Genomic DNA, 21,851 nt, shown 5'->3' with positions numbered 1-21,851 from the left:
AAGTTTGAACAAACATGCAAGGGAAGCCAAATGATAGAGACACAACGTGTAGACCCGACCGCAATACGCTGTGTCGCATATCGATCGAGGGCGCGGGGGATTGAGACGCGAGCTCTATTGCACCGTGATGGCGGACAGATCTCCGACCTTTGCGATGCCGCTCACAAGCGCGAGGACTTCCGTCATGTGCGCCGCCTCAGTGCGTTGCATGCGAAACGAGAGTTCCGCGCCTCCGGGCAGACGAAATGTAAGGATCAGATGGGCTGCCGCACCTGCGTCCTTGCCAACCTCCCATGCCTCACACGGCATTGCGAATTTCACGCTCTTTTTCTTGCTGCGGATTCGCTCCGAGACGCCGATAGCGTTCGACAATGCCGCCAGCAACTCGTGCATGACTGAGCAATGCAACGCAATGCTGGAAGTCTGATTGGCCTTCAACATCAAATACTGGCCGTCGCCCGTCAATTCGAAACCGCGCACGGAGTCGATCGCAAGGGAGGGTCGCGGTGCCATGGAACACTCCAGAATCAAGCAAGGACCGAAGTGTAGGACGCGCTTCCATGTCTTGAGTTACGCGACGATTAATTAAACTTTCCTTCGGCCGCTATCCGTTACTGAATATTTAATCCAGCAAGCTTATATGTCCGGCGAGCAACATCGACTCCAGACATTTCGAAAGAGAAAGGAAGGTGGCAGGAGATTGAAAGCGTTCGCGTTTACGGTGACGTTCATACGGCACTCGTTGCGACAGCAAAGGAACGCAGCGCGAATTGAGCGCCGCTGATGACGCGGGAACGGCATGCCCCGTATTTCGACTACTTCGGAGCGCGTCCCCTGTCCGGACTATTGCAACCTGTTGGCGGTCGCGGAAACGTTGAGCTCGGCCTCGTCGCCGCGATCAGTCGTCTGCGCGTCTTTTGAAAACGGCGAACGAAGGTCGCTTTGGATGAACCTGGAAAACCGCGCTTTGGCCTCGATCACGTGCCTGGTCGCAGCCACTGTCAGTTGCTGATCGTGAATGGCCAGGATTTCTTCGAGCATACCGGCGACCTCGGCGCTGATCTGGCACACTCCGTCACACTGCGCCCTGCCGGCAGCCTGATCCAATGCAGCCTCCGCACGCTGGTACAAATCAACAGGTGCGTCACCGAATCCGGCTTCTTGTAAATAGTACGTCAGACATACGACTCTGTTCAGCTCATTGATCAGATGAGCGTTTCCTTGTCCTTTGCGACAGACCGCTAGCGCAAGGTGATTCGCGAGCGAGATATCAGAGGCAGCCTGGCTCGTCATTGGGAGCAGCATCTGCTTGCTCAGGTGACGCCGACCAGAAGAAGCGCGGCCCGTGGGCCGGCGAGTACTATGGGACATTGAGAATGTATCGAATAGAGAGTTGCGAAACGGCCCCGCTGATACGCGAATAATCGACATTCACGGTTGGGGCGCGTCAATTCTATAGCGATATCGCCGAGGCCGTATTGACAACCAAATTACGACGGCGCGGTGCCGCCTAGCCGCATGGGACCTCCGAGGCCACCTGCAGAAAGGCCTGGATCAATCGGATACGGACAGAGGAGCGTCCCCATATCAACCCGACCACGCGCTTCTGAAAGGGATGCGGCAGCGGCCATTTGGCAAGCGATAGATCGGCGAGGGGTTTGCTCGTCCAGTCGGGTACGAGTGAAACGCCGAGGCCGCGGTCCACCAGCGCGGCAATCGCGCCGAGCCCGTCCAGCTCGCAACGTTGATGGGGCGTAATGCCATGTTGCCGAAGATAGCTCTCGGCGAGCTGCCCGCCGACCACATTGCGGTCGTAACGGAGAAACGGTTCCGTCTGCAAGGTGCGGTGCGGATCGGTCACCTTCATCGCGGCAGGCGTCAGCAGCACGAGCGGCTCTTCCCTGAACGTGTGCCAGTCGCAACTTTTCGGCAGATTGAACGGCGGCCGTGCAACGATAGCGGCATCCAGATCACCACTGACTACTTTCCGATAGAGGTCGTGCGAGGTGCCAGGCTCGAGATAAAAGTCGATTCCGGGGTGGCGCGCCAGCAATTCGGCCAGCATGACGGGGATCAGACTCGTCATCATCGTGCCCATGCCGCCGAGGCGCAGTTGTCCGCCCAACGTCGACGGATTCTCCAGATCCGACTTCAGGTCGCGGATCTCGTGCAGCACCTTGTGAGCGCGTTCGAGGATGCGCTCGCCGGCTTCCGTCGTACCGACGGTGCGTCCGCAGCGGCGCACGAGCTGACCGCCCAGCTCCGTTTCAAGCATCTTCACGCGCTGTGCCACCGCGGCCGGCGTCAGGTCGAGCCGGCGGGCGGCTTCCGCGATCGAACCAAATTCGACCACGTAGACAAAGCTCTGAAGATAGCGGGAGTCCATCGAAAGAAATTTTATGTTTTGAAGAAAGTAAAGACTACTTCTTCTGAGGGGCGATGACCAGCATACTCGTCGCAAACATTCCCCCGGTGCGTCTGTGGCTAGTCGACTCGGGCTGCAACATCGATCATCGGGCTGTTCCGCGAGTGCAATCGCCTGGCATGGCTGATGGACCGGGAAAGATTCGACCCGGCGCTTGGCGATTCACAAAGGAAGGAGACGATGACTGTGCCAGCCAGCCTTTCCGGCGCAACCGGAACGCTTGTCAAAAGCGTTGCGCTATTCAATCTGGGCACGCTGATCAACGACCAGTCGTCGTTGACACTGCGGCGCGGAATGGGCAAGCGGGTCGAGGTTCCCGTGACCGGCGCATTCATCGAGATGTCGGACGGTGAACATATTTTGTTCGATACCGGTCTTCTGCCGCATAACTGCGAACGCGACGATGGCGCCGATCCCTGCCTGTCGATGAAGCGGTTTTCCGAAATGATCGCGCGCTATGACCGGCAGGACGACATTCGCGCCCGGCTGGCCGACCTCGGTCACACGCCAGAGGACGTCAAGATCGTCATCAATAGCCACTTCCACTGGGATCACTCGGGCGGCAACCGGTTATTCCCGCACGCGCGCTTCCTGGTACAGGGTTCGGAATACCGCTTTGCGTATCAGCCGGACAGCTTTGCCGCGCGGCCGTACGAGCGCGCCTACTTTGATTGCGACCTCGACTATGAACTGTTGCGCGGCGATCAGGTGGTCAAGCCCGGCGTAGCCGTGCTCGCGACACCGGGCCACACGCCGGGACATCAATCGCTGATGGTGCGTCTGCCGTCGGGCTCGCTCATGCTCATGACCGGCGACGCCGTGTTCTGCCCGGCCAACCTCGAACCCGACTCGCCGCCCGGCAATGCGCACACGACCGAACAGGCGATCGCGTCGATCGCGCGGCTGCGCCTGCTGTGCGAGTTCTTCGGCGGTGAACTGGTGATCTGCCACGATCCCGACTTCTGGAAGAAATGGCAACCGGCGCCGCATCGATATACGTGAGTCGGAAGGTCTGGCGCCGATGCGCAGGGCGGCGCCAGACCGGATTTAATTCCTGCGTTGCTTAAAGCAGATTTTCGTGCGGTGGCTCGCATGCTGAGGCGGCTCAGACCGTCGCGATGCAATGCCGGGATAGTTTGCAACACGTAGCGATACAAAGATATACGTGTGCTGTGGCGCAGGGCTAGTTGCCGCCTCGTCGCCATGCACCCGAAACATGGAGACAGACGATGAAGCAAAGATGGTTTCGCTTACTGCCCGTAATGATGGTGACCCTTATCATCGCATTCATGGACCGCACCAACATCGGCTTCGCGATTCCGTCGATGGGCAAGGAGCTCGCGCTGACCTCCTCGATTCTCGGATTCGCGTCAGGCGTGCTGTTTCTCGGCTACGGCGCTTCGCAGGTTCTGGGCGGCTGGATCGCCGACAAGGGCTACGGCAAGGTGCTGATCGCCGTGCTGATGGTGCTGTGGGGAACGATCGAAATGGCGCAGGGTTTTGTCCACAATGCGCAGCAGCTGGTCGCGGTTCGCTTCGCGATCGGCGTATTCGAAGGTGGCATATTCCCGACTTTCCTGCTGTTCGTAAGGAACTGGTTCGCGCCGTCCGAGCGCGCTCGCGCGAATGGCATCTGGCAACTTTGTTACCCGTTCGCCGCGATGGCGAGCGGTCCTATCGCCGGCTACATCCTGAAGCTCGGCGACTGGCGCACGTTGTTCATCGTCGAGGGCGTGTTCCCGCTCGTATGGGTATTTGTGTGGCTGTGGGGCGTGGCCGATACGCCCCGCAACGCGAAGTGGCTGAAAGCCGCCGATCGCGCGCAACTGCTCGAACACCTCGACTCGGAAAACAAGCGGCACGCGTCGCAAGCGCCGTCGCCGACAGGCGTGTCATTCAGCTCGCAGTTGCGGCGTCCGGCGGTGTGGCTCTTCGCAACGGCGATCCTGCTTTGGAACACCGGCTTCCTCGGCTTTGTGATCTGGCTGCCCAGCGTGATCCATCAACAGCCGGGGCTTTCGCCGATAGATATCGGCTGGCTCTCATCGATTCCCTACGCGTTCGCGATCGTGCTCATGCCGATCCTGACTTACTGGTCCGACCGCAAACTGGACCGGCGGCTCTTTTCCGCGATACCACTGGCCATTTCCGGCCTGGCCCTGCTGGTTGGCGGCGAGATCTTCGAATCCAGTCCGTTCGTGGTGAACATGGCGCTGCTCGTGATCGCCGGCGCGACACTTTACGGATCGCAGCCTGTCCTCTGGTCGATCGCCACCGACCTCGTGCCCCCCGAAGTGACGGCCCGAATCAGCGGCATGATCAACGGGATTGGCATGATCGGGGCATTTGGCGGCCCTTACTTCGTCGGCTTCGCGCGCTCGTTGACCAACTCGTTTTCCGCCGGACTATTGGTCATGGGCCTCTGTCTGATTGGCACCAGCGCGTTCGTGATGTTGATCAAGGAAACCGCGAGACCAGGACGTCAGCGCGATACGACGGCGGCGCCGAATATGGGTCGTAGCTGAGCCCGGACATGCACCCTGGCTCAGCTACAGCTACAGCTACTGCACGACATTCCCGCTCGCCCGCTGTTCGACGCGTCGGATGCCGCTCATAGCGAGCGGCATCGTGCCCATTGCGTTCAGCTGCGGTGAAGCGCGTTACTCAAGCCTGCATCGGACAACGCACACAGCGCCACCGCCGACCAGTCATGATCAGCGCCGAGCCCTTGCGAGCGCAACGTCAGGAACCGGTCGTGGACGAGACTCGCTAGCGGCAGCGGAACGCCAAGTGCCTCAGCGGCTGCCAGCATCAGACGGTTGTCCTTCTGGCCGAGCGGCAAAGAGAAGCCAGGCGGCTGGAATTTCTGCGCCGCGATCAGCGGACCGTAGATCTTGTAGGGCGGCGCATTGAAGTTTGCGCTCGTCAGCAGTTCGACCAGACGCATCGGATCGATGCCGGCCTTGCCCGCGACGGCACAAGCTTCGCCCAGCGTTTCGATGATCACGGACAGCATGAAATTGCCAATCAGCTTCACCAGATTGGCCTGCGAAGGATCCTCGCCGACAATGCCGACCGACTGCCCCAGCGTTTCGAGCAGCGGCACGGCAACCCTGAGGTGCTCGTCCGCGCCGGCCGCCATGATGAACAGCTTGCGCGCCGCCGCGGCATCAGGCCGGCCGAATACCGGCGCGGACACGAAGGCAAGACCCGCTTCACGGTACTTCGCTGCGTGATCCTGCGCGGTGGCGACACTGATCGTGCTCATCGAGATGTGCAGCGCACCCGGTTTCAGCGTGGTGGCGATACCCGCCTCGCCGAACGTGACCTCTGCGTGCGCGGCATCGTCGGCCACCATCGTGAACACCACGTCGGCTCCAAGCGCCGCCTGCGCGGGACTCGACGCGACGCTCGCCCCCGCTTCGCGCAACGGTTCGGCGCGGGCCGGACTCCGGTTGAAAACCTGCACGTCATGCCCCGCCTCGACCAGGTTCTTCGCGATCGCGGCGCCCATCGCGCCAAGTCCTACAAATCCAATTTTCATAATGACATTCCAAATGATCAGCCGCGCGAACGCGGGCCTGCTTCAGACTGCGAATTGATAGACCTGACGGCTCACGTCGAGCGTCACGTCGCCGTTTTCGCCCAATGCCGTCATGCCGTGCTCTTCGAGCTTCGCGATCAGCGTGCCGATTGACTGGCCGCCAATCTGGTAGTCGCGCAAGCGGGTTCCCACCGACATGCGTTCGAAGAACACGCGGGTCGCCGTGATGGCCGCACTGATACGCTCGTCCTCGCTGCCCTCGGTGATATTCCAGACGCGTTCGCCGTACTGCAGCAACTTCGCGCGCTTCGACTCGCGGCGCACGCTCAGCATGGCCGGCAGCACGATGGCGAGCGTCTGTGCGTGATCGAGTCCGTGCAGCGCCGTGATCTCGTGGCCGAGCATGTGGGTCGCCCAGTCCTGCGGCACGCCGGCGCCGATCAGGCCGTTCAGTGCCAGCGTTGCCGTCCACATCAGGTTGGCCCGCACCGCATAGTTGTGCGGCTCGGCAAGCGCTTGCGGGCCGACTTCAGTCAGCGTGAGCAGCAGGCCTTCGGCGAAACGGTCCTGTACCCTGGCGTCCACCGGATAGGTCAGATACTGCTCGACGATATGAACGAACGCATCGACGACACCGTTGGCAATCTGCCGCGGCGGCAACGAATAAGTCGTGGTCGGATCGAGGATCGAGAAGAGCGGATAGGTCGCGTCGCTCGTGAAAAACAGCTTGTCGCCCTTCGCGCGGTAGCTGATGACGCTGCCATTGTTCATTTCCGAACCGGTGGCGGGTAGCGTCAGCACACTGCCGAACGGCATCGCGTCGCGCACAGGGGCCTGCTTGGCCAGAATGTCCCACGGCTCGCCGTCGAACTTCACTGCGGCAGCAATGAACTTGGTGCCGTCGATCACCGAGCCGCCGCCCACCGCCAGCAGAAAATCAATGTTCTTCTCCCGGGCGAGCGCGACCGCTTCCATCAGCGTTTCGTAAGTGGGATTCGGCTCGATACCGCTGAACACGTGCCACGCGCGTTCGCCGAGCGCCGCCTGCACTTGCGCGAGCACACCGTTGCTCTTGATGCTGCCGCCGCCACAGGTAATCAGCACCCGCGCGTTAGGCGGGATCTGCGCATCGAGTGCGGCAATCTGGCCTTCGCCGAAAATGATTCGTGTGGGATTGTGAAACGTAAAATTCTGCATTGAATCTCTTTCCTTACATTGATATGACCGGTCGTCTCAAAGCGAAATAAGCGGCTGCCCGGATCGAAACCAGACGCCGTTCAAATCAGCTGCGACCGTTACTGCGGGGATTTGAAAAACAGTTCGAACATTGAATGCACGCAAGCCTTCAGCGGTTCGACCGAGTCATCCAGCTTCATGCGCAACAGGCTGCCTTCCCACGCATTCCAGAACAGGTCAGCCATTGCTTCCGCTGAAAGATCGCGCCGCACGGAACCGTATTCCTGGCCGCGCTGCAGATAATCGGCGCAGCCGACACGCCATTCATTGACCGACCTGCGCGCGGCGAGCCGGCACAGATCGCTCGACTGCGCGATCTCGCCTGCAAAGTTGCCGACCAGACAACCGTAGCGGTCGTCACAGTCTTCGTAGTCGGCAACGATGCGCGTGTAGATGTCGCGCAGCGCGAGCAGCGGATCAGATGACGCCGCTTCGAGGGAATACTGCTTCCATTCAGCGGCCTGCTCCTGCGCGTAGTGATCCAGGATCGCCGCGCCGAATGCCTCTTTGCTCTCGAAGTAGTTGTAGAACGAGCCCTTCGGCACGCCGGCACGCTCGACGATGTCTTTGACGCCGGTGCCGTGATAACCCGTTTCGGCGAACAGCGCGACACCCGCTTCGAGCAGCCTTGCGCGAAAGTCTTCAGTGCGTCGTGTGTGCATAACCATTACAACTACAGCCCTAAAGGCACGGTGTCGCGCCGCGCGGGCGGACGGCACCGCGCGCGTCCATCGATTTCAAGCCGCATCAGGCGCGGCGCGTCGCGAGTTCGGCGCCTTGACGCAGTGCTTCGAGCAGGCTGCGTTCGTCAGCGATGCCTTTGCCCGCGATATCGAACGCCGTGCCGTGATCGACCGAGGTGCGGATCACATCGAGGCCGACCGTCACGTTGACGCCGGCTTCGAGGCCGAGCACCTTGACCGGACCATGGCCCTGATCGTGGTACATCGCCACCACCAGATCGAAGTCGCCGCGTCCCGCACGGAAGAACAGCGTGTCGGCCGGGAGCGGGCCTTCGATGTTCCAGCCGCGTTCACGCAAGACTTGCACGGCCGGAACGATCTTTTCCTCTTCCTCGCCATAACCGAACAGGCCGTTTTCGCCGGCATGCGGGTTGATGCCGCACACGGCGATGCGCGGATTGGCAATGCCCGCCTTCACCAGCGTTGCATGGCCCCGCTCGAGCGTGCGCTGCACGAGGCCCGGTTCGATCTTGCGGATCGCATCGATGATGCCGATGTGTGTGGTCACGTGAATCACGCGCAGTTGCGGCGCGACCAGCATCATCGACACCTCCTCGATGCCCGTGAGGTGCGCGAGCATTTCAGTGTGGCCGGGATACTTGTGGCCGCCGGCATGCAACGCTTCCTTATTCAGCGGCGCCGTGCAGATCGCGTCGATCTCGTCGGTCTTCGCGAGTTCGACGGCGCGCGCGATGTACTGATACGCGGCGTCGCCCGCGAGCGCCGACAGTGCGCCGAAAGGCAAGTCGGCAGGAATCAACGCGAGGTCGATGCAGTCGATGGTGCCCCGTTCATATAGCGCATCCGCCGGCTTCGCGATGCGGCGCACTTTCGTGCTGCCGCCGACAATCCGGTTGGCCTGCTCAAGGCGCGCCGCATCGCCGATGACGAGCGGGCGGCACTGCTGAAAGACGGACTCGTGCGTCAAGCTCTTGACGACGATTTCCGGACCCACGCCCGCTGCGTCGCCCATCGTGATGCCGATGACTGGAAGATAGTTGCTCATGATGTTTTGCCTGAATGACGTTGGTTCGTTTCGTGAGCCGGCGACGATGCCGATGTGCCGCTCGGGTGAGCCGATCCGGGCTCGCCAGGAGCGAACTCCGGTGTGCCCCGCAGATGAAGGTAGGCGCCATACAGCGCGTGCTCGCTGCCGAAGGCGCCGGCTTTGGTGACGACGGTGAGGCGCGGATTGCCGTGCGGGCGGCCCACCGCCACGCCCGGCTCGATTTCCGAAAGCAATTGCAGACTGTCGATGCCGGCTGTGCCGAGCATCGCGCGCGCGGTTTCGCCGCCGGTGGCGATCAAGCCGCTCAGATGCGTGAAAAACGGTGCGACGAGCGATGCGAGCGCCGCCGACAAGTGGGCGCCTTCGGCGGGATCGAACAGATCGTCGCGACCAATTCGCACCAGCAGATCGGTGTGCGCGCTCAGATGCGCGCCGACGCGCGCTTGCCAGCCGGCCCACTCCAGATGAAGCTCGCCTGCACGCAGCACGACCGGCGGCACGATCAGCTCGCCCACGCGCGCACGCTCGCGCAGCATCGCGCATTGCTGTTCCGAGACGGCCGACAGGCTGCCCACCAGAATCAGGATCGCGCGTCTCTCCTGCTCCGGTTCCAGCGGCGCGTCTTGCGCTGCTTGCGTGGCGACATCGAACAGGTCGCTCAACGACGCCAGTTCGCGAGCCAGACCGCCTGAGCCGACCCAGAACAGGGCTTCGTCCATCGACGCCGTCACCTGCGCGAGTGCCCTCAAATCCGCATCCGTTTCCGCGTCGACGATGAGCGCCTGCGCGCCGCTGCTCGCCACCGTGGCAATGGCGTCGCGCAATGCCGTGGGATCGCCGCGCAGCGCTTCGACACCCAGAGGCGCGGTGCGCAAGCCGACCGCCTCGACCATGGCGTTGAGGTCGGCGGAATGCGCGGCGTGTTCGAGCTTCCACGTTTCCGTGTTTTCGAGCGGCACGCCGCGCACGAATACGCGGCCCCCACGCACGGTGCGGCCGGTGGCAGGAAAGGCCGTCGCGACGATGGCGAGGCCCGCGAGCGGCTGCAACGCGGCGACTTCCGCGGCCCAGTTACCACGCAAGGTTGAATCGATTTTCTTGTACAGACGCCGACCCGGCCCGCGCTGCGCCAGCCACGCGGCGCCGGTGCAGTGCGCAGCTTCGGCCGGCGGCATGCGGCGGGTATCGGTATCCACCGCGATCACCTCCGCCGCGCCCATCGCGCGTGACGCGTTCAGCGTCACCGCCGTACTGCGCCCCGCACCCGCAAACGCAATCGCGCAGTCGGCGGCGCCGGACAGGTCGTCGGCGATGATCAGAATGCTCGTGCAGCTCACCGCGTCGCCTCCAATGCAGCAGCGCGGCTGGCGTCGGCACGCTTGCCGACCCGTTTGGCGACGGCTGCAGTAAGGATCGGCGATACGATCGCCGTCACGACGACGCACGAGGCGACCAGCAAGGTCGCGCTCTTCGCGGCCTCGGCATAGACCGGGTTGGCCGCTGCAATCAGCGCCGGCACGGCCGCTCCGTTACCTGCCGTGTTGGCTGCCGCCACGCCTGCGACACCCGTGCCGCCGGTCAGCCGATCGGTCAAATACAGGGGGATGCCCGTCAGGATCACCACCGCGATGCCGAGGCCGATGCCGAGCAAGCCGGCTTGCCATACTTTGTGCAGGTCGAGGCTCGCGCCCAGCGCCAGGGCGAAGAACGGAATCATCACGGGCACAGCGCGGCTGAGGAAGCTGCGCATCTCACGGTCCAGATTGCCGAGCAGCATGCCGGCCGCGAGCGGCAGAATGCTGCCGACCAGCGTCTGCCACGGAAACGCCGACAGCCCGGCCACGCCGAGCGTGACCATCGTCAGGAACGGGCCGGATTCGAGCGACATGATCGTGTAAGCACCGACGTCTTCAGACCTGCCATATTGACCCATTAACGCCATGTACAGGCCACCGTTCGTGTCGTTCATCGCGGCGACCACCGCCAGCGTCGACATTCCCGCGAACAGTCCGGACGAAATCGGCTGCTCACCCAGAAAGTGGCCCAATACGACACCCACCACGATCGCCGACCCAACCTTCGCCGCGAACAGCGCCCCGCCCTTCTTGAGCAGATAAGGCGTCGCCTTTACGTCGATCGATGCGCCCATGCACACATAGAACACGGCGAGAATCGGCAGCGCGCCGGTAAACAGCGCATTCGTGAACGAGCCGAAGAACTTCGGCGTGTCCGGCAAGAAGGTGGCGATGATTGCGCCGAACAGCAGCGGGACGATCATCATCCCGCCTGGAACGCGTTCGATCGCGCGCTTGATAGGAAGTTGGGCCATTCATTGTCTCCTGTTTAAAAGTGACCGATGCAATCATATAAATTGACTGATTCGATCATTCAGAGTGTACTTGACGAAACGACTATGCGCAATCCGCTCATTCACAAGTCGTGGGAGCTGATAAATTCACTGCAATAAGCCGTTCCAGGCGGGACGCGAGCCGAGATTGATCGAATCGATCAAAATGCGCACAACGCTCGCTTGCCGCGACGCCGCCGTGGGCGCGGTACGCCCCGCGCTGCGAGCGTTGCTCCAGCAGGCGGTTTGATTACACTTACGCCCGTTGGCGTTTTCCTGTCTATTGCGCGCACCATTCGGACGACCCGCTACCCTCTACCACCATGAAAGTTACGAACCGCCGTGAGGCAATGCTGAAGGCCGTCCTGTCCGGCATGAACGACGTCGGCGCCCTGTGCGAGCATTTCGGCATGTCCGAAGCAACCGTGCGTCGCGACCTGCGCGCGCTCGCCGACGACCGGCTCATTGTGCGCACGTATGGAGGCGCGGCCGCCTCGGTCGGGATTCACGAACCCGAGGAGTCGCTCGATCTGCGGCGCGAAAGCTTCCGCGAGCAAAAGGATGCGATCGCACAGGCGGCGGTGAGCCACGTTCAGGATGGCGACACCATCTTTCTCGACGGCGGCACCACCACTGCTGCGATGGCCCGGCTGCTGGCCGGGCGCCGCGACATTCGCGTGGTCACCAACAACCTGCTGGCAATTGGCCTGCTCGCAGTGAGCGAGGTGCCGGTCACGCTGATCGGCGGCGACCTGCGGCCCTCGAGCATGAGCACGCTCGGGCCGCTCGCGCAGCTCGCGTTGAACCGCCTGTCCGTCAACAAGGCCTTTCTTGGCGCGGACGGTGTAGTCGCCGGCCGCGGGCTCTGCGAGGCGACCGCCGAGCAGGCCTATCTGAAGGAATGCATCATCAGGCAGGCGGCCAACGTCTTCGTGCTGGTGACGTCGCACAAACTGGATCGCGCGAGCCAGCAGCACTGGACACCCCTCGAGCGCGACTGGACCCTGGTGACGGATGCTCAGCCGGGCGCGCCGGAATTGGCAACGTTCCTGCTGCACAGCGAAGTGACGATCGAAACCGCCTCGCAGCAGGCGCGCCAGCCTCTGCCCAACGGGAAGTCATAGGGCCTTGAGGAGGTGGCTCCGCGCGGCCCTTACAGACCACGCGGTCCCACCGGACAGCCGCGAAGCTTCACCCACGCGCAGCGCCAAACGCCTTCACGACATTCACCCAATACGCCGCACCGGTAGCCAATGCGTCGTCGTTGAAGTCGTAGTGCGGGTTGTGAAGCGGAGCGCTCGGCGTGGGCCCGTCCACGCCCATCCAGACATACGCACCCGGCTTCGCCTGCGCCAGGAACGCGAAGTCTTCCGAGGCCATCGACGGCTTACAGCCCAACGTCACCATCGCCGCGCCGACGGTCGCGCGCGCCGCATCGAGCGCGACGTCGGCTTCGGCGGGCGCATTGACCGTTGCCGGATAGCCGTAGCGATAAGACAGTGTCGCTTGCGCGCCATGCGCCTGCGCGGTCAGCGTGCCGATTTCATCCAGCAAGCTCCGTACGCGTTCCTGCACGTTGGCATCGAAGCAGCGTACGGTGCCGCGAATCACGGCGCGATCGGGCAACACATTCCACGCCTCGCCGCCATGAATCTGCGTGACGCTCACCACGCATGCTTCCTTCGGCGAGATGCGCCGGCTCACAATAGTCTGCAACGCGATCACGACATGGCTCGCGCAGACCAGCGCGTCGACCCCCTCTTCCGGCATCGCGGCGTGCGAGCCTTTGCCGTCCACCACAATCTCGAAGGTATCGAACGAGGCCATCATCGGGCCGCGGTTGATCGCGAAATGGCCAAGCGGCAAGCCAGGCCAGTTGTGCAGACCGAATACCGCGTCACACGGGAAACGCTCGAACAGCCCGTCTTCGACCATGACGCGCCCGCCGCCCGCCACCTCTTCGGCCGGCTGGAAGATCACGTGCACCGTACCGTTCCAACCGGTATCGCGGCTTAACGAAGCAGCGGCGCCCAGCAGCATCGCGGTGTGGCCGTCGTGACCACACGCGTGCATTTTTCCGCGGTGTTGCGAACAGTGCTCGAATTCGTTGTGCTCCACCATCGGCAGCGCATCCATATCCGCACGCAGTCCGAGCGCAGGGCCATTCCCCCTTCGCAGCGTTCCGACCACACCGGTTTTGCCGACGCCCTCGGTCACTTCAAAACCGTAGTCGCGCAGCACCGATGCCACCAGCCGTGCCGTCGCGACTTCTTCGAACGCGGTCTCGGGGCGTGCATGCAGTGCACGACGCCACGTCACCATGTTGTCGAGCAATTCAGCTTCAATCATTGATTACCTCACAAGCAGACCGCGGCGCGGCAAGCAACGTTGCACGGCCGGCGGTCAGAAAGATTCACCACTTCTGCTGCTTCAGTCCGCCGGGCAAAACGGTACAGGCGCGAGGAATACGGATTCCTGATGCACCAGATACGGCAGGATGCGAGGCGTGAAAGCTTGCCAGCGCGGATCGGCGGCGAGCTTCGCGCGCTGCGCGGCGCGATGCGCGTAGTCGTCATAGCCCCAGCAGAACACGATCGAATTCAGCGTGCCCGAGTCTTTCGTCCAGCAGCCCTTGAGCCGTGCGTACTGACTGATGATCTCGAGCCCCTCGCGCTCGTAGATTTGCAGAAACTCGCCCACCTTTCCTGCCGTAATCTGATACGTACGCATTTCCACCAGCATGATTGCCTCCTGTTGCAAATCAACCGCTCACAAAACGACGCCTGCCGGGCACACTGTCACGCGGCCCGGCAGACCTGTACTCCACTACAAATTAAAAGCTGTGTCTGATACCCACGCGCACCGCTACCTGAGTCGGCGTCGACGAAGGTGACAGATACGTCAGATCGGCTACCGCAGCGTGTCCGGTCGAATCGACGCCGCTGGCACGTTGCCAGGCGACGATCAAATAGGTAAAAGTACGTTTGGAAAACGTGTACTCAGAACCCGCTGCCACCTGGTTGTAATGCGCGTGCGGCGACGACGTGTAGTCGTACGTAATACCGGCCATGACTGCCGGCGTAAAGCGATGGCTGACGAATGCCTCGTACGAGCCGAGTGACGCGGAACCCTGGAACGTGGTGGTGTTGGTCGCTACTGCGTTGCTGAAGCGCGTGTCGGTGTAAAGCGCGCCCAGCGTCGTGGCGCCGAACTGATAGTTGCCGCCTACTCCGAGCGTCTGCATGCTGTGCGCAGTGGCGTAGCCGCTATAAATCGGGTTCAGTACGGGATTCGTAAACGCCCCACCGGCTGTCGCCCCCGTGGCACCGTCAAATCGCGTCACTGCCGGGTTGTTCACATAGAGATAAGCGGCCGCGAGCTTCAGCGGACCGTTCGCATAGCTCAGGCCGAAGCCGTACTGCCGCGAGTCGCCGACCGAACCCGCCACGCCGCCAAAGCTATATAGCGCGCCCGCCGTGAGGCCGCGATACGTCGGGCTCACGTACTTGACCGTGTTGTTGACGGGATACGTGCCCCAGATGCCGTCCACGTCGCCCGCATGCGACGACAGCGAGCCGCCGAACGCCAGCGAAGAAGTCAACGGCTGCAGATTGGTCACCATGAAGTCGTACTGCCGCCCAAGGCGCACGCTGCCGTAGTTGCCGGACAAGCCCACATAGGCCTGACGGCCGAACAGCCGGCCGTTATAGCCGAGCTTGCCGCTGTTCAGGTCATAGCCGCTCTCGAGCTGGAAGATTGCGCTCGTGCCGCCGCCCAGATCCTCGCTGCCCAGCAGGCCGAACTTGCTTCCGCCCAGACCGCCGCTGAAGGTCTGGTAATTGGCATGTCCGCCCTGATTGTTGGTGTAGGTAATGCCATCGTCGGCGACGCCGTAGAGGGTCACGCTGCTTTGCGCCTGAGCTGCCTCTGCAAGGCAGGTCAACGCCATTAGGATAACTATTTTTTTGATCACAAGGCTTCCTGTCGAATGAAAAATGGATCTGATCAAACGCTGAACTACAGAACGAACAAAGTTGCTACTGGAACGGCTTGTGACCCACGCGTAACGCACTCACGCATTGCGGCGCTGAGCCTGCTTACTTTCAGAACGGTGCCCGGTCTGCCGTTGACCGGGCACCGCCATCGCAACGCGGACCGTCAGCCCGCGTGCCCAATCAAAAACCCAACCAGCAAGCCGAGCAGCCCCGAGCCTGCACCGACCAGCCAGACCCGCAGACCCGAGGCCGGGGCGGCTTTGGGCGTGACGGTGGACGGCTTCGTCTCTCTATGCACCTGACGTTGCACGCCGCCGGTCAGTGGCGCGTTGTCCGGCTGTGTTTGCGGCGCCGGCTCGATGTCCTGGATAGCTTCCGCGGGGGCCGCCTCCTTTTCGATGTGCGCCTTCAGCGCGCCAAAGAAAGCGTCGAGATTCTTGCCCGCCGCGGACTGAATCAGGCGCGACCCCACGCTCATCAGCTTTCCGCCGATTTCGACATCCGCGTCGTACGCGAGCACGGTCGTCTCGCCTTCCGGTTCGAGTTGCACGCGCGCAGTCACCTTGGCAAAGCCAACCGCGCCCGCGTTACCCGAGCCGACAATCGTGTAACCCCTGGGTGGATCGAGATCCGACAACTCCACATTGCTTTTGAACGTCGCCGCCACCGGACCGACGCGAATCTGCACGGTCGACTCGAAATGCCGGTCGTCCAGCATCGCGAGCGATTTACACCCGGGCAGACACGCCTCCAGCACGGCAGGATCGTTCAGCGCACGCCACACGGCTTCGGGTCGCGCGGGGAGAATGCATTGATCAGCTAGCTTCATCGTCACTCCTCAGCGCTCGTAGAGTTTGAACAGCGCCTGGGTGCCGTTGCGCGTGAAGCCCTGGTCAGCGAGCTTCTGATAAAGACTGCGTACCAGGTCCAGACCCGGCAACTCACGTCCCATGTGAGCAGCTTCCTCATGCGCAATCCGCATGTCCTTCATGAAATGCTCGATAAAGAAGCCCGGCGCGAAATCGCCTTTCGCGATGCGCGGCCCCAGGTTATTCAGCTGGAAGCCGCCAGCCGCGCCGCCGCCGATCGCGCTCAATACGGTCTGCGGATCCAGTCCGGCGCTGTGCGCATAGGCCAGGCCTTCGCACACGCCCAGCATCGTCGATGCGATCACGATCTGATTGCACAGCTTGGTGTGCTGACCCGCGCCCGGGCCGCCTTGCAGCACGATGTTCGTGCCGAGGCAGCGCAGCATCGGCTCGACGCGCGCGAGCGCGGCGGCCGCGCCGCCCACCATGATGGACAGCCGTCCTTCGCGCGCGCCGATATCGCCGCCCGAAACCGGGGCGTCCAGCATGTGCACGCCGCGCGCCGCAGCCTGCGCGGCTAGCTCTTCGGCCAGTTGCGGGCTCGAAGTCGTCATGTCGATCAGCACGGCATCGGGTCGCGCGTTCGCGATCAGACCGTCGTCGCCGAGGTACACCGCGCGCACGTCGTCGGGCATGCCGACGATCGTGATGACCACGTCGGATGCTTCAGCGAGCGCCTTCGGGGTGTCATGCCAGGACGCGCCCGCCTCGATGAGCGACTCGGCCTTCGCACGGGTACGGTTATAGACATGCAGCGGATAGCCGGCTGCAGCGAGCCGCGCCGCCATCGAGGCGCCCATGATGCCGAGGCCGATAAAGCCGACAGCGGGTTTGCTTGCAGATTGATTCATGATTGTTTGATCCAGTCAGAGTTTGTCGCGCAGCAGGTCGCGCAACAGCATGGGGGTCAAAGGATGACGGTCCACCACCACGCCGAATGGCGCTAGCGCGTCGTTCACGGCGTTAGTCAAGGCACCGAGCGCGCCCATCACGCCGCCTTCAGCCATCCCTTTGATGCCCGCCGCCGTCGCGCGGTTAGGCGTATGCATTGGGATGATTTCGAAATTGGGTAACTCGGTCGAAGTGGCGACCATGTAGTCGGCAAGCGAGCCGGTCACGTTCTGTCCCGTTTCGTCGTAGCGCGTATGCTCGAACAACGCGCCGGACAATCCCATCGCCACGGCGCCATGTTGCTGCCCTTTCACCACGGTGGGATTGAGCAGCGTGCCGCAGTCTTCGGCGATCACGTAACGCGCAAAATGGATCGCACCGGTGGCCACGTCCAGTTCGATCTCGCAGCCGTGCGTCGAATTCGAGTAGGTCATCGGCGGCGGATCGTAGGTCAGGTGAAACTCGAGGCCAGGCGTGAGGCCCTGCGGCAGCGAAGTCGGGTCCATATAGGCACGCCGCGCCACGTCGGCGAGCGTTAGCCCCGCGTCGACCCACGCGTCGCCACTACGGCGCTCAACGCGCGCATCGACAAGGCGAAGCGAGTCGCTATCAGGCAGTTCGAGACAACCGGCGGCAATCTCGAGCACCTTGCGGCGCGCATCGAGCGCGCACAAATAAAGCGCGCCGCCGCCCGCCGTGCCGCTGCGGGCGCCGCGGCTGCCCATCCCGTATGGCGCGATATCCGTGTGACCCAGATGAATACGCACACTCGACGGATGCACACCCAGGCCTTCGGCCACCGCATTGGCCATTGCGCTTTCATAACCCTGTCCGCTGGGGCCGAGACCCACCGACGCGTTCACGACACCGCTCGGCTCGATACGGATCCAGCTTGCCTCGTGGCCTGAGCCCGGAATGCCGGCGGCTTTATAAAAGCGCGAGCCGTACGTGGTCGGCTCGACCACATTGCACAGGCCCAGCCCAAGATAGCGGCCGGCCGCCCGCGCCACCTGCTGGCGGGCGCGAAACGCGTCGTAATCGAAGGCCTCCAGCACCGCCTCAAAGGTCTGCGACGGCGTGATGTCGGCCAGCACTTCGCCGGTGGCCGTGCTGTACGGCAGTTCTTCCGGCGTCAACAGGTTGCGGCGGCGCACCTCGACCGGATCCAGCTTCAGTTCGCGGGCAATCGCTTCCATCGTGCCTTCTATCACCCAGCTGGTGATGGACATCGGCGCGCGCATGGGTGCATTGCCGCATTTGTGACTGAGCACGACCTTCACGTCGAACGCGTAGTTCTGCAGCCGGTACGGTCCGCTCAACACCATCGCGACGACGCGCGCGAGGTAATTCGCCGGAAAGAAGCAATAGGCGCCGAAGTCTTCGCGCATCTCCAGCTCGAGCGAGAGCAACGTGCCGTGCTCATCCACCGCGGCGCGCGTACGGCAGAAGTCTTCGCGCGAATTGGCCGCCGCGGTCAGATTTTCGAGGCGATCTTCGCGCCAGCGCACCGGCCGCTTCAGATGACGCGCGAGTGCAGCCACGGTCAGCTCTTCGCGGTACAAGGCGATTTTTTGCCCGAACGAACCGCCGACGTCAGGCGAAATCACCGTCACCTGCGACTCGCTGAGTCTGAGCCGTTGCGCGAGCTGCGTGCGCAAAGGATGCGGCACCTGGGTCCCGATGTGGAACGTCAGGTGGTCGCGCCCGGCATCCCAGACTGCCGCGCAACCGCGCGTTTCGATGGGCACATGGGTCTGCCGCTGCTGCTGGAAGGTCGCCTCGACCACGCGATACGCTTGCTGGCTCGCGCTCTGCGGATCGCCGTTCGAGTACGTCTGGTGCGACACCAGGTTGCCGGGCACGCCGGGGTCGACCTGCGCGGCATCGGCTTCGAGCGCTTGCCACATATCGGTCACCACAGGCAGCGGCTCGAACTCGACCATGACCTGTTCCGCCGCGTCTTCCGCGAGATACCGGTCGGTCGCAACCACACACGCCACCAGATCGCCCTGAAAGCGCACGACGTCGGTCGGCATCGTCGCGAACTCGACCGGCAACAAGCCCTCGATCGGCGGGGCAACGCGCATCGGCGTGGTCCACTGCGCCAGTTCCCGGCCGGTGACGACGGTCACGACACCAGGCATGCCGGCAGCCGCCGTGGTATCCACCGACACGATTCGCGCATGCGCATGCGGCGAGCGCACGAAGCTCACATGCAGAGCGCCCGCGATTTCGATATCGTCGAGATACCGGCCATAGCCCGTCAGCAGCCGATAGTCTTCGGTGCGCGGGACAGCCTTGTTGAGGTAGCGAAACGTCTGCTCAGACATCGACGGTCTCCCCGCGCATCCGCTCAGCCGCAAGCAGGATCGCCTGCACGATGTTCTGGTACCCGGTGCAGCGGCACAGGTTGCCGGAAAGCGCCTCGCGCACCTCGGCCTCGGATGGGCTTGGGTGCTCGCGCAGATATGCCTCGAAGGTCATCACGATGCCCGGCGTGCAAAAGCCGCACTGCAGGCCATGGCACTCATGCATCGCCTGCTGCAGTGGAGAGAGGCGGCCCTCCTGTGCGACGGATTCGATCGTGGTGATCCGCGCTTCGTCCATCTGAACGGCGTAGGCGAGGCACGAGCGCGCCGGACGGCCGTCGATCTGCACAGTGCATGCGCCGCACACGCCGTGCTCGCAGCCGACGTGCGTGCCGGTCAGACGGCAATCTTCACGAAGCACATCGGACAGGAGCTTGCGAGGCTCGCAATGCACTTCGTGACGGGTGCCGTTCACACTGAGATAAATTGTTTGCTTTTCCATGACTCAATTCGAGGTCGTGCGGGCCGACTGCGTCGCGCGTTGCAACGCGCGCGCCGTGAGCGCCTTGACAAGATCGCGCCGGTAAGCGGCGCTGATGTCCGGTTGATCGTACGGATCGATAGCGGCAGCCGCCGCGTCGGCGATTGCAGCAAGGGTCGGTGCATCGACCGGAGCGCCGGCAAAGGCCGCGGCGACTTCGTCCAGTACGAGCGGGGCGTCCGCCACGCCGCCAAGGCCGATGCGCAGGCTGGAGAATCGGTTGCCGTCGAGCACGGCGGTGAGTGCGCAAGACGCAATCGCGAAGTCGCCGTGCCGTCTGCTAAAGATTTCGAATGCGTGCCGCTCGCCCGGGCGCGCAACCGGGAAATGCACGGCGCGAATGATTTCTTCAGCAGCGAGATCGGTTGTCATCACCGCAATCAGGAACTCCGCGGCCGGCACCTCACGGCTGCCGTCCGGTCCGATAACCTCGATGCGCGCACCTAGCGTGCTGGCGATGAGCGGCATTTGCGCAGCAGGATCCGCATGCGCAAGACTGCCGCCAAGCGTGCCACGCTGGCGGATCGCGTAGTGTCCAATCGTCGCGGCCGCATCCGCGAGCAGGGGGCAAGCGGCGCGCACCGTGCTGCTGGTGGCCACTTCGTGATGGCGCGTCATCGCGCCAACGCAGAGCGACTCACCCGCAAGCGTCACGCCGCTGAGTTGCGCCAATGCGTTGAGGTCGATCAGATGTGCCGGCTGCGCAAAGCGCATGTTCATCATCGGGGCGAGGCTTTGCCCGCCCGCGATGACTTTGGCGTCGAAGCCGTGCTGCGCGAGCAGCGCCAGCGCATCTTCAAGCGTGTGAGGCCGGTGATACGAAAATACCGCGGGTTTCATGCGTTCTGCGCCTTCAGGTTCACGCCGCTCGTCTGATCGAAAAGGTGCAGACGGCGGCGGTTGATCGACAGGGTCACGCGTTCACCGACCTTGCATGAACGCTCCTTGCCGACACGGAAAAACATGGACTGCCCCAAACATTGCAGCCCGATAAACTGATCGGAACCGACCGGCAGCAGCGAGGCGATGTCGCCTGTCAGTGAACAATCGGTCGAGTCGCCATGCTCGTCGATGTCCTCGGCGCGAATGCCGGCCGACACTGCCCGGCCGTTGCATCCCGCGAGCAGGCGCTGGGTCTCTTCGTCGAGCGCGAGCGAAACATCGCCGCTGTGAAAATGCAAACCGTGGTCGCTTTGCTTCAGCACGCCGTCGATAAAGTTGATCGGCGGGCTGCCGAGGAAATTGGCGACGAATTTATTGGCTGGCCGCTCATAGATGTCGTCGGGCGAGCCGATCTGCTGCACCACCCCCTGGCGCATCACGACGATGCGGTCGGCGAGCGTCAGCGCTTCGGCCTGATCGTGCGTCACGTACACGAAGGTCGTCTGCATCGACTGATGCAATGCCTTGATGCTCGCGCGCATCGACACGCGCAGCGCCGCGTCGAGGTTCGACAGCGGTTCATCCATCAGAAAGACCGCGGGCTGGCGCACCATCGCGCGGCCGAGCGCGACACGCTGGCGCTGCCCGCCCGATAGCTGCCCAGGCCGCCGGTCCAGCAGATGCTCGATTTCAAGCGACTTTGCAGCCGCGCGCACTCGCGTATCGATCTCCTGTTGCGGATATTTGCGCATCCGCAAGCCGAAGGCGATGTTGTCGTACACGTTCTTGTGCGGATACAGCGCGTAGCTTTGAAACACCATCGCCACATCGCGCTGGTGCGCCGGCAAGCCGTTCACTTCGACATCATCGAAACGCAAGCTGCCTTGCGTGACCTCTTCCAGTCCGGCGATCATGTTGAGCGTCGTCGACTTGCCGCAGCCGGACGGTCCGAGCAGAACGAGAAACTCCTTGTCCCTGATCTTCAGATTCAGGTTGTCCAATGCGACATGCCCGTTCGCATACTTCTTGCCCACCTGCTGAAATTCGATTTGAGCCATGA

General features: G+C 62.9%; 21 protein-coding genes. 3 read left to right on the top strand and 18 right to left on the bottom strand.

Annotation, left to right across the window (positions count from 1 at the left end):
- Positions 1-114: 114 nt before the first annotated feature.
- The 3 genes from P0D84_RS47545 to P0D84_RS47535 all read right to left on the bottom strand — a co-directional run bounded on the left by P0D84_RS47545 (position 115) and on the right by P0D84_RS47535 (position 2,386).
- Positions 115-513: a hypothetical protein gene (locus P0D84_RS47545; protein ID WP_179742196.1), complete on the bottom strand. Its 399-nt coding sequence runs from the start codon at positions 511-513 to the stop codon at positions 115-117.
- 330 nt (positions 514-843) lie between these two features.
- Positions 844-1,305 carry a hypothetical protein gene (locus P0D84_RS47540; protein ID WP_408351184.1) on the bottom strand — a complete coding sequence of 154 codons (462 nt, stop codon included), beginning with the start codon at positions 1,303-1,305 and terminating at the stop codon, positions 844-846.
- 205 nt (positions 1,306-1,510) lie between these two features.
- A complete protein-coding gene (locus P0D84_RS47535; RefSeq protein ID WP_408351181.1) occupies positions 1,511-2,386 on the bottom strand; it encodes a LysR substrate-binding domain-containing protein in 876 nt (291 codons plus the stop codon).
- Positions 2,387-2,605: 219 nt separating this feature from the next.
- Here P0D84_RS47535 and P0D84_RS47530 point away from each other — a divergent pair, with 219 nt between their 5' ends.
- Together P0D84_RS47530 and P0D84_RS47525 are read left to right on the top strand one after the other, a co-directional pair.
- Positions 2,606-3,427 (top strand): N-acyl homoserine lactonase family protein, encoded by an 822-nt coding sequence (locus tag P0D84_RS47530; RefSeq protein ID WP_408351178.1) that lies wholly within the window; start codon positions 2,606-2,608, stop codon positions 3,425-3,427.
- Positions 3,428-3,654: 227 nt separating this feature from the next.
- The gene (locus P0D84_RS47525; RefSeq protein WP_408351175.1) at positions 3,655-4,950 is read left to right on the top strand and encodes an MFS transporter; all 1,296 of its coding nucleotides are present in this window, start codon (positions 3,655-3,657) and stop codon (positions 4,948-4,950) included.
- Between the two features lie 116 nt (positions 4,951-5,066).
- Here the strand turns inward: P0D84_RS47525 and P0D84_RS47520 are convergent, their stop codons facing one another.
- From P0D84_RS47520 to P0D84_RS47495, 6 genes are all read right to left on the bottom strand, one after another.
- Entirely contained in the window at positions 5,067-5,969 is a 903-nt protein-coding gene (locus P0D84_RS47520; RefSeq protein WP_408351172.1) for an NAD(P)-dependent oxidoreductase, read from the bottom strand.
- A gap of 42 nt (positions 5,970-6,011) precedes the next feature.
- Complete coding sequence (gene yqhD / locus P0D84_RS47515) at positions 6,012-7,166, bottom strand: alcohol dehydrogenase (protein ID WP_408351169.1); 1,155 nt, start codon at positions 7,164-7,166, stop codon at positions 6,012-6,014.
- 98 nt (positions 7,167-7,264) lie between these two features.
- On the bottom strand, positions 7,265-7,867 hold the full coding sequence (locus P0D84_RS47510) for a TetR/AcrR family transcriptional regulator (RefSeq protein ID WP_408351166.1): 603 nt from the start codon (positions 7,865-7,867) through the stop codon (positions 7,265-7,267).
- An 85-nt stretch (positions 7,868-7,952) separates the two neighbouring features.
- Entirely contained in the window at positions 7,953-8,954 is a 1,002-nt protein-coding gene (pdxA, locus tag P0D84_RS47505; protein WP_408351163.1) for a 4-hydroxythreonine-4-phosphate dehydrogenase PdxA, read from the bottom strand.
- Entirely contained in the window at positions 8,951-10,294 is a 1,344-nt protein-coding gene (locus tag P0D84_RS47500) for a four-carbon acid sugar kinase family protein (RefSeq protein ID WP_408351160.1), read from the bottom strand. Before P0D84_RS47500 ends, pdxA begins: the two co-directional genes overlap by 4 nt.
- Complete coding sequence (locus P0D84_RS47495) at positions 10,291-11,286, bottom strand: 2-keto-3-deoxygluconate permease (RefSeq protein WP_408351157.1); 996 nt, start codon at positions 11,284-11,286, stop codon at positions 10,291-10,293. Before P0D84_RS47495 ends, P0D84_RS47500 begins: the two co-directional genes overlap by 4 nt.
- Positions 11,287-11,627: 341 nt before the next feature.
- On the opposite strand from P0D84_RS47495, the gene P0D84_RS47490 reads away from it, so the two are divergent.
- Positions 11,628-12,428, top strand: a complete 801-nt coding sequence (locus P0D84_RS47490) for a DeoR/GlpR family DNA-binding transcription regulator (RefSeq protein ID WP_408351154.1) — start codon at positions 11,628-11,630, stop codon at positions 12,426-12,428.
- A gap of 67 nt (positions 12,429-12,495) precedes the next feature.
- Here the strand turns inward: P0D84_RS47490 and P0D84_RS47485 are convergent, their stop codons facing one another.
- The 9 genes from P0D84_RS47485 to P0D84_RS47445 all read right to left on the bottom strand — a co-directional run bounded on the left by P0D84_RS47485 (position 12,496) and on the right by P0D84_RS47445 (position 21,849).
- Positions 12,496-13,653 carry a M20 aminoacylase family protein gene (locus P0D84_RS47485; RefSeq protein WP_408351151.1) on the bottom strand — a complete coding sequence of 386 codons (1,158 nt, stop codon included), beginning with the start codon at positions 13,651-13,653 and terminating at the stop codon, positions 12,496-12,498.
- A gap of 81 nt (positions 13,654-13,734) precedes the next feature.
- Positions 13,735-14,046: an NIPSNAP family protein gene (locus P0D84_RS47480; protein ID WP_408351148.1), complete on the bottom strand. Its 312-nt coding sequence runs from the start codon at positions 14,044-14,046 to the stop codon at positions 13,735-13,737.
- A 91-nt stretch (positions 14,047-14,137) separates the two neighbouring features.
- A complete protein-coding gene (locus tag P0D84_RS47475) occupies positions 14,138-15,253 on the bottom strand; it encodes a porin (protein ID WP_408351145.1) in 1,116 nt (371 codons plus the stop codon).
- Between the two features lie 209 nt (positions 15,254-15,462).
- A complete protein-coding gene (locus P0D84_RS47470) occupies positions 15,463-16,128 on the bottom strand; it encodes an SRPBCC family protein (protein ID WP_408351142.1) in 666 nt (221 codons plus the stop codon).
- 9 nt (positions 16,129-16,137) lie between these two features.
- Complete coding sequence (locus tag P0D84_RS47465; RefSeq protein WP_408351139.1) at positions 16,138-17,019, bottom strand: NAD(P)-dependent oxidoreductase; 882 nt, start codon at positions 17,017-17,019, stop codon at positions 16,138-16,140.
- A gap of 15 nt (positions 17,020-17,034) precedes the next feature.
- The gene (locus P0D84_RS47460; protein ID WP_408351136.1) at positions 17,035-19,389 is read right to left on the bottom strand and encodes a xanthine dehydrogenase family protein molybdopterin-binding subunit; all 2,355 of its coding nucleotides are present in this window, start codon (positions 19,387-19,389) and stop codon (positions 17,035-17,037) included.
- The gene (locus P0D84_RS47455) at positions 19,382-19,870 is read right to left on the bottom strand and encodes a (2Fe-2S)-binding protein (RefSeq protein WP_408351133.1); all 489 of its coding nucleotides are present in this window, start codon (positions 19,868-19,870) and stop codon (positions 19,382-19,384) included. Before P0D84_RS47455 ends, P0D84_RS47460 begins: the two co-directional genes overlap by 8 nt.
- Before the next feature lie 3 nt (positions 19,871-19,873).
- On the bottom strand, positions 19,874-20,749 hold the full coding sequence (locus P0D84_RS47450) for an FAD binding domain-containing protein (protein WP_408351130.1): 876 nt from the start codon (positions 20,747-20,749) through the stop codon (positions 19,874-19,876).
- Positions 20,746-21,849, bottom strand: coding sequence for an ABC transporter ATP-binding protein (locus P0D84_RS47445; RefSeq protein ID WP_408351127.1), 1,104 nt, complete (start codon positions 21,847-21,849; stop codon positions 20,746-20,748). The genes P0D84_RS47450 and P0D84_RS47445 overlap by 4 nt, the downstream gene beginning before the upstream one ends.
- Positions 21,850-21,851: the final 2 nt, after the last annotated feature.

Source organism: Paraburkholderia sp. RL17-337-BIB-A (assembly GCF_046025895.1).
GTDB classification, from domain to species: Bacteria; Pseudomonadota; Gammaproteobacteria; order Burkholderiales; family Burkholderiaceae; genus Paraburkholderia; species Paraburkholderia fungorum_C.
The sequence above is the reverse complement of the archived record's forward strand: the minus strand, read 5'-3'. Positions and strand labels throughout refer to the sequence as shown.

Excerpts from the sequence above, each read along its gene's own strand:
- P0D84_RS47480 (WP_408351148.1), bottom strand. The coding sequence starts at position 14,046 with ATGCTGGTGGAAATGCGTACGTATCAGATTACGGCAGGAAAGGTGGGC.
- P0D84_RS47535 (WP_408351181.1), bottom strand. The coding sequence starts at position 2,386 with ATGGACTCCCGCTATCTTCAGAGCTTTGTCTACGTGGTCGAATTTGGT.
- P0D84_RS47445 (WP_408351127.1), bottom strand. The coding sequence starts at position 21,849 with ATGGCTCAAATCGAATTTCAGCAGGTGGGCAAGAAGTATGCGAACGGG.
- P0D84_RS47465 (WP_408351139.1), bottom strand. The coding sequence starts at position 17,019 with ATGAATCAATCTGCAAGCAAACCCGCTGTCGGCTTTATCGGCCTCGGC.
- P0D84_RS47460 (WP_408351136.1), bottom strand. The coding sequence starts at position 19,389 with ATGTCTGAGCAGACGTTTCGCTACCTCAACAAGGCTGTCCCGCGCACC.
- P0D84_RS47450 (WP_408351130.1), bottom strand. The coding sequence starts at position 20,749 with ATGAAACCCGCGGTATTTTCGTATCACCGGCCTCACACGCTTGAAGAT.
- P0D84_RS47545 (WP_179742196.1), bottom strand. The coding sequence starts at position 513 with ATGGCACCGCGACCCTCCCTTGCGATCGACTCCGTGCGCGGTTTCGAA.
- P0D84_RS47520 (WP_408351172.1), bottom strand. The coding sequence starts at position 5,969 with ATGAAAATTGGATTTGTAGGACTTGGCGCGATGGGCGCCGCGATCGCG.
- P0D84_RS47485 (WP_408351151.1), bottom strand. The coding sequence starts at position 13,653 with ATGATTGAAGCTGAATTGCTCGACAACATGGTGACGTGGCGTCGTGCA.
- P0D84_RS47525 (WP_408351175.1), top strand. The coding sequence starts at position 3,655 with ATGAAGCAAAGATGGTTTCGCTTACTGCCCGTAATGATGGTGACCCTT.
- yqhD (WP_408351169.1), bottom strand. The coding sequence starts at position 7,166 with ATGCAGAATTTTACGTTTCACAATCCCACACGAATCATTTTCGGCGAA.
- P0D84_RS47470 (WP_408351142.1), bottom strand. The coding sequence starts at position 16,128 with ATGAAGCTAGCTGATCAATGCATTCTCCCCGCGCGACCCGAAGCCGTG.
- P0D84_RS47490 (WP_408351154.1), top strand. The coding sequence starts at position 11,628 with ATGAAAGTTACGAACCGCCGTGAGGCAATGCTGAAGGCCGTCCTGTCC.
- P0D84_RS47510 (WP_408351166.1), bottom strand. The coding sequence starts at position 7,867 with ATGCACACACGACGCACTGAAGACTTTCGCGCAAGGCTGCTCGAAGCG.
- P0D84_RS47475 (WP_408351145.1), bottom strand. The coding sequence starts at position 15,253 with ATGGCGTTGACCTGCCTTGCAGAGGCAGCTCAGGCGCAAAGCAGCGTG.
- pdxA (WP_408351163.1), bottom strand. The coding sequence starts at position 8,954 with ATGAGCAACTATCTTCCAGTCATCGGCATCACGATGGGCGACGCAGCG.
- P0D84_RS47495 (WP_408351157.1), bottom strand. The coding sequence starts at position 11,286 with ATGGCCCAACTTCCTATCAAGCGCGCGATCGAACGCGTTCCAGGCGGG.
- P0D84_RS47540 (WP_408351184.1), bottom strand. The coding sequence starts at position 1,305 with ATGCTGCTCCCAATGACGAGCCAGGCTGCCTCTGATATCTCGCTCGCG.
- P0D84_RS47530 (WP_408351178.1), top strand. The coding sequence starts at position 2,606 with ATGACTGTGCCAGCCAGCCTTTCCGGCGCAACCGGAACGCTTGTCAAA.
- P0D84_RS47455 (WP_408351133.1), bottom strand. The coding sequence starts at position 19,870 with ATGGAAAAGCAAACAATTTATCTCAGTGTGAACGGCACCCGTCACGAA.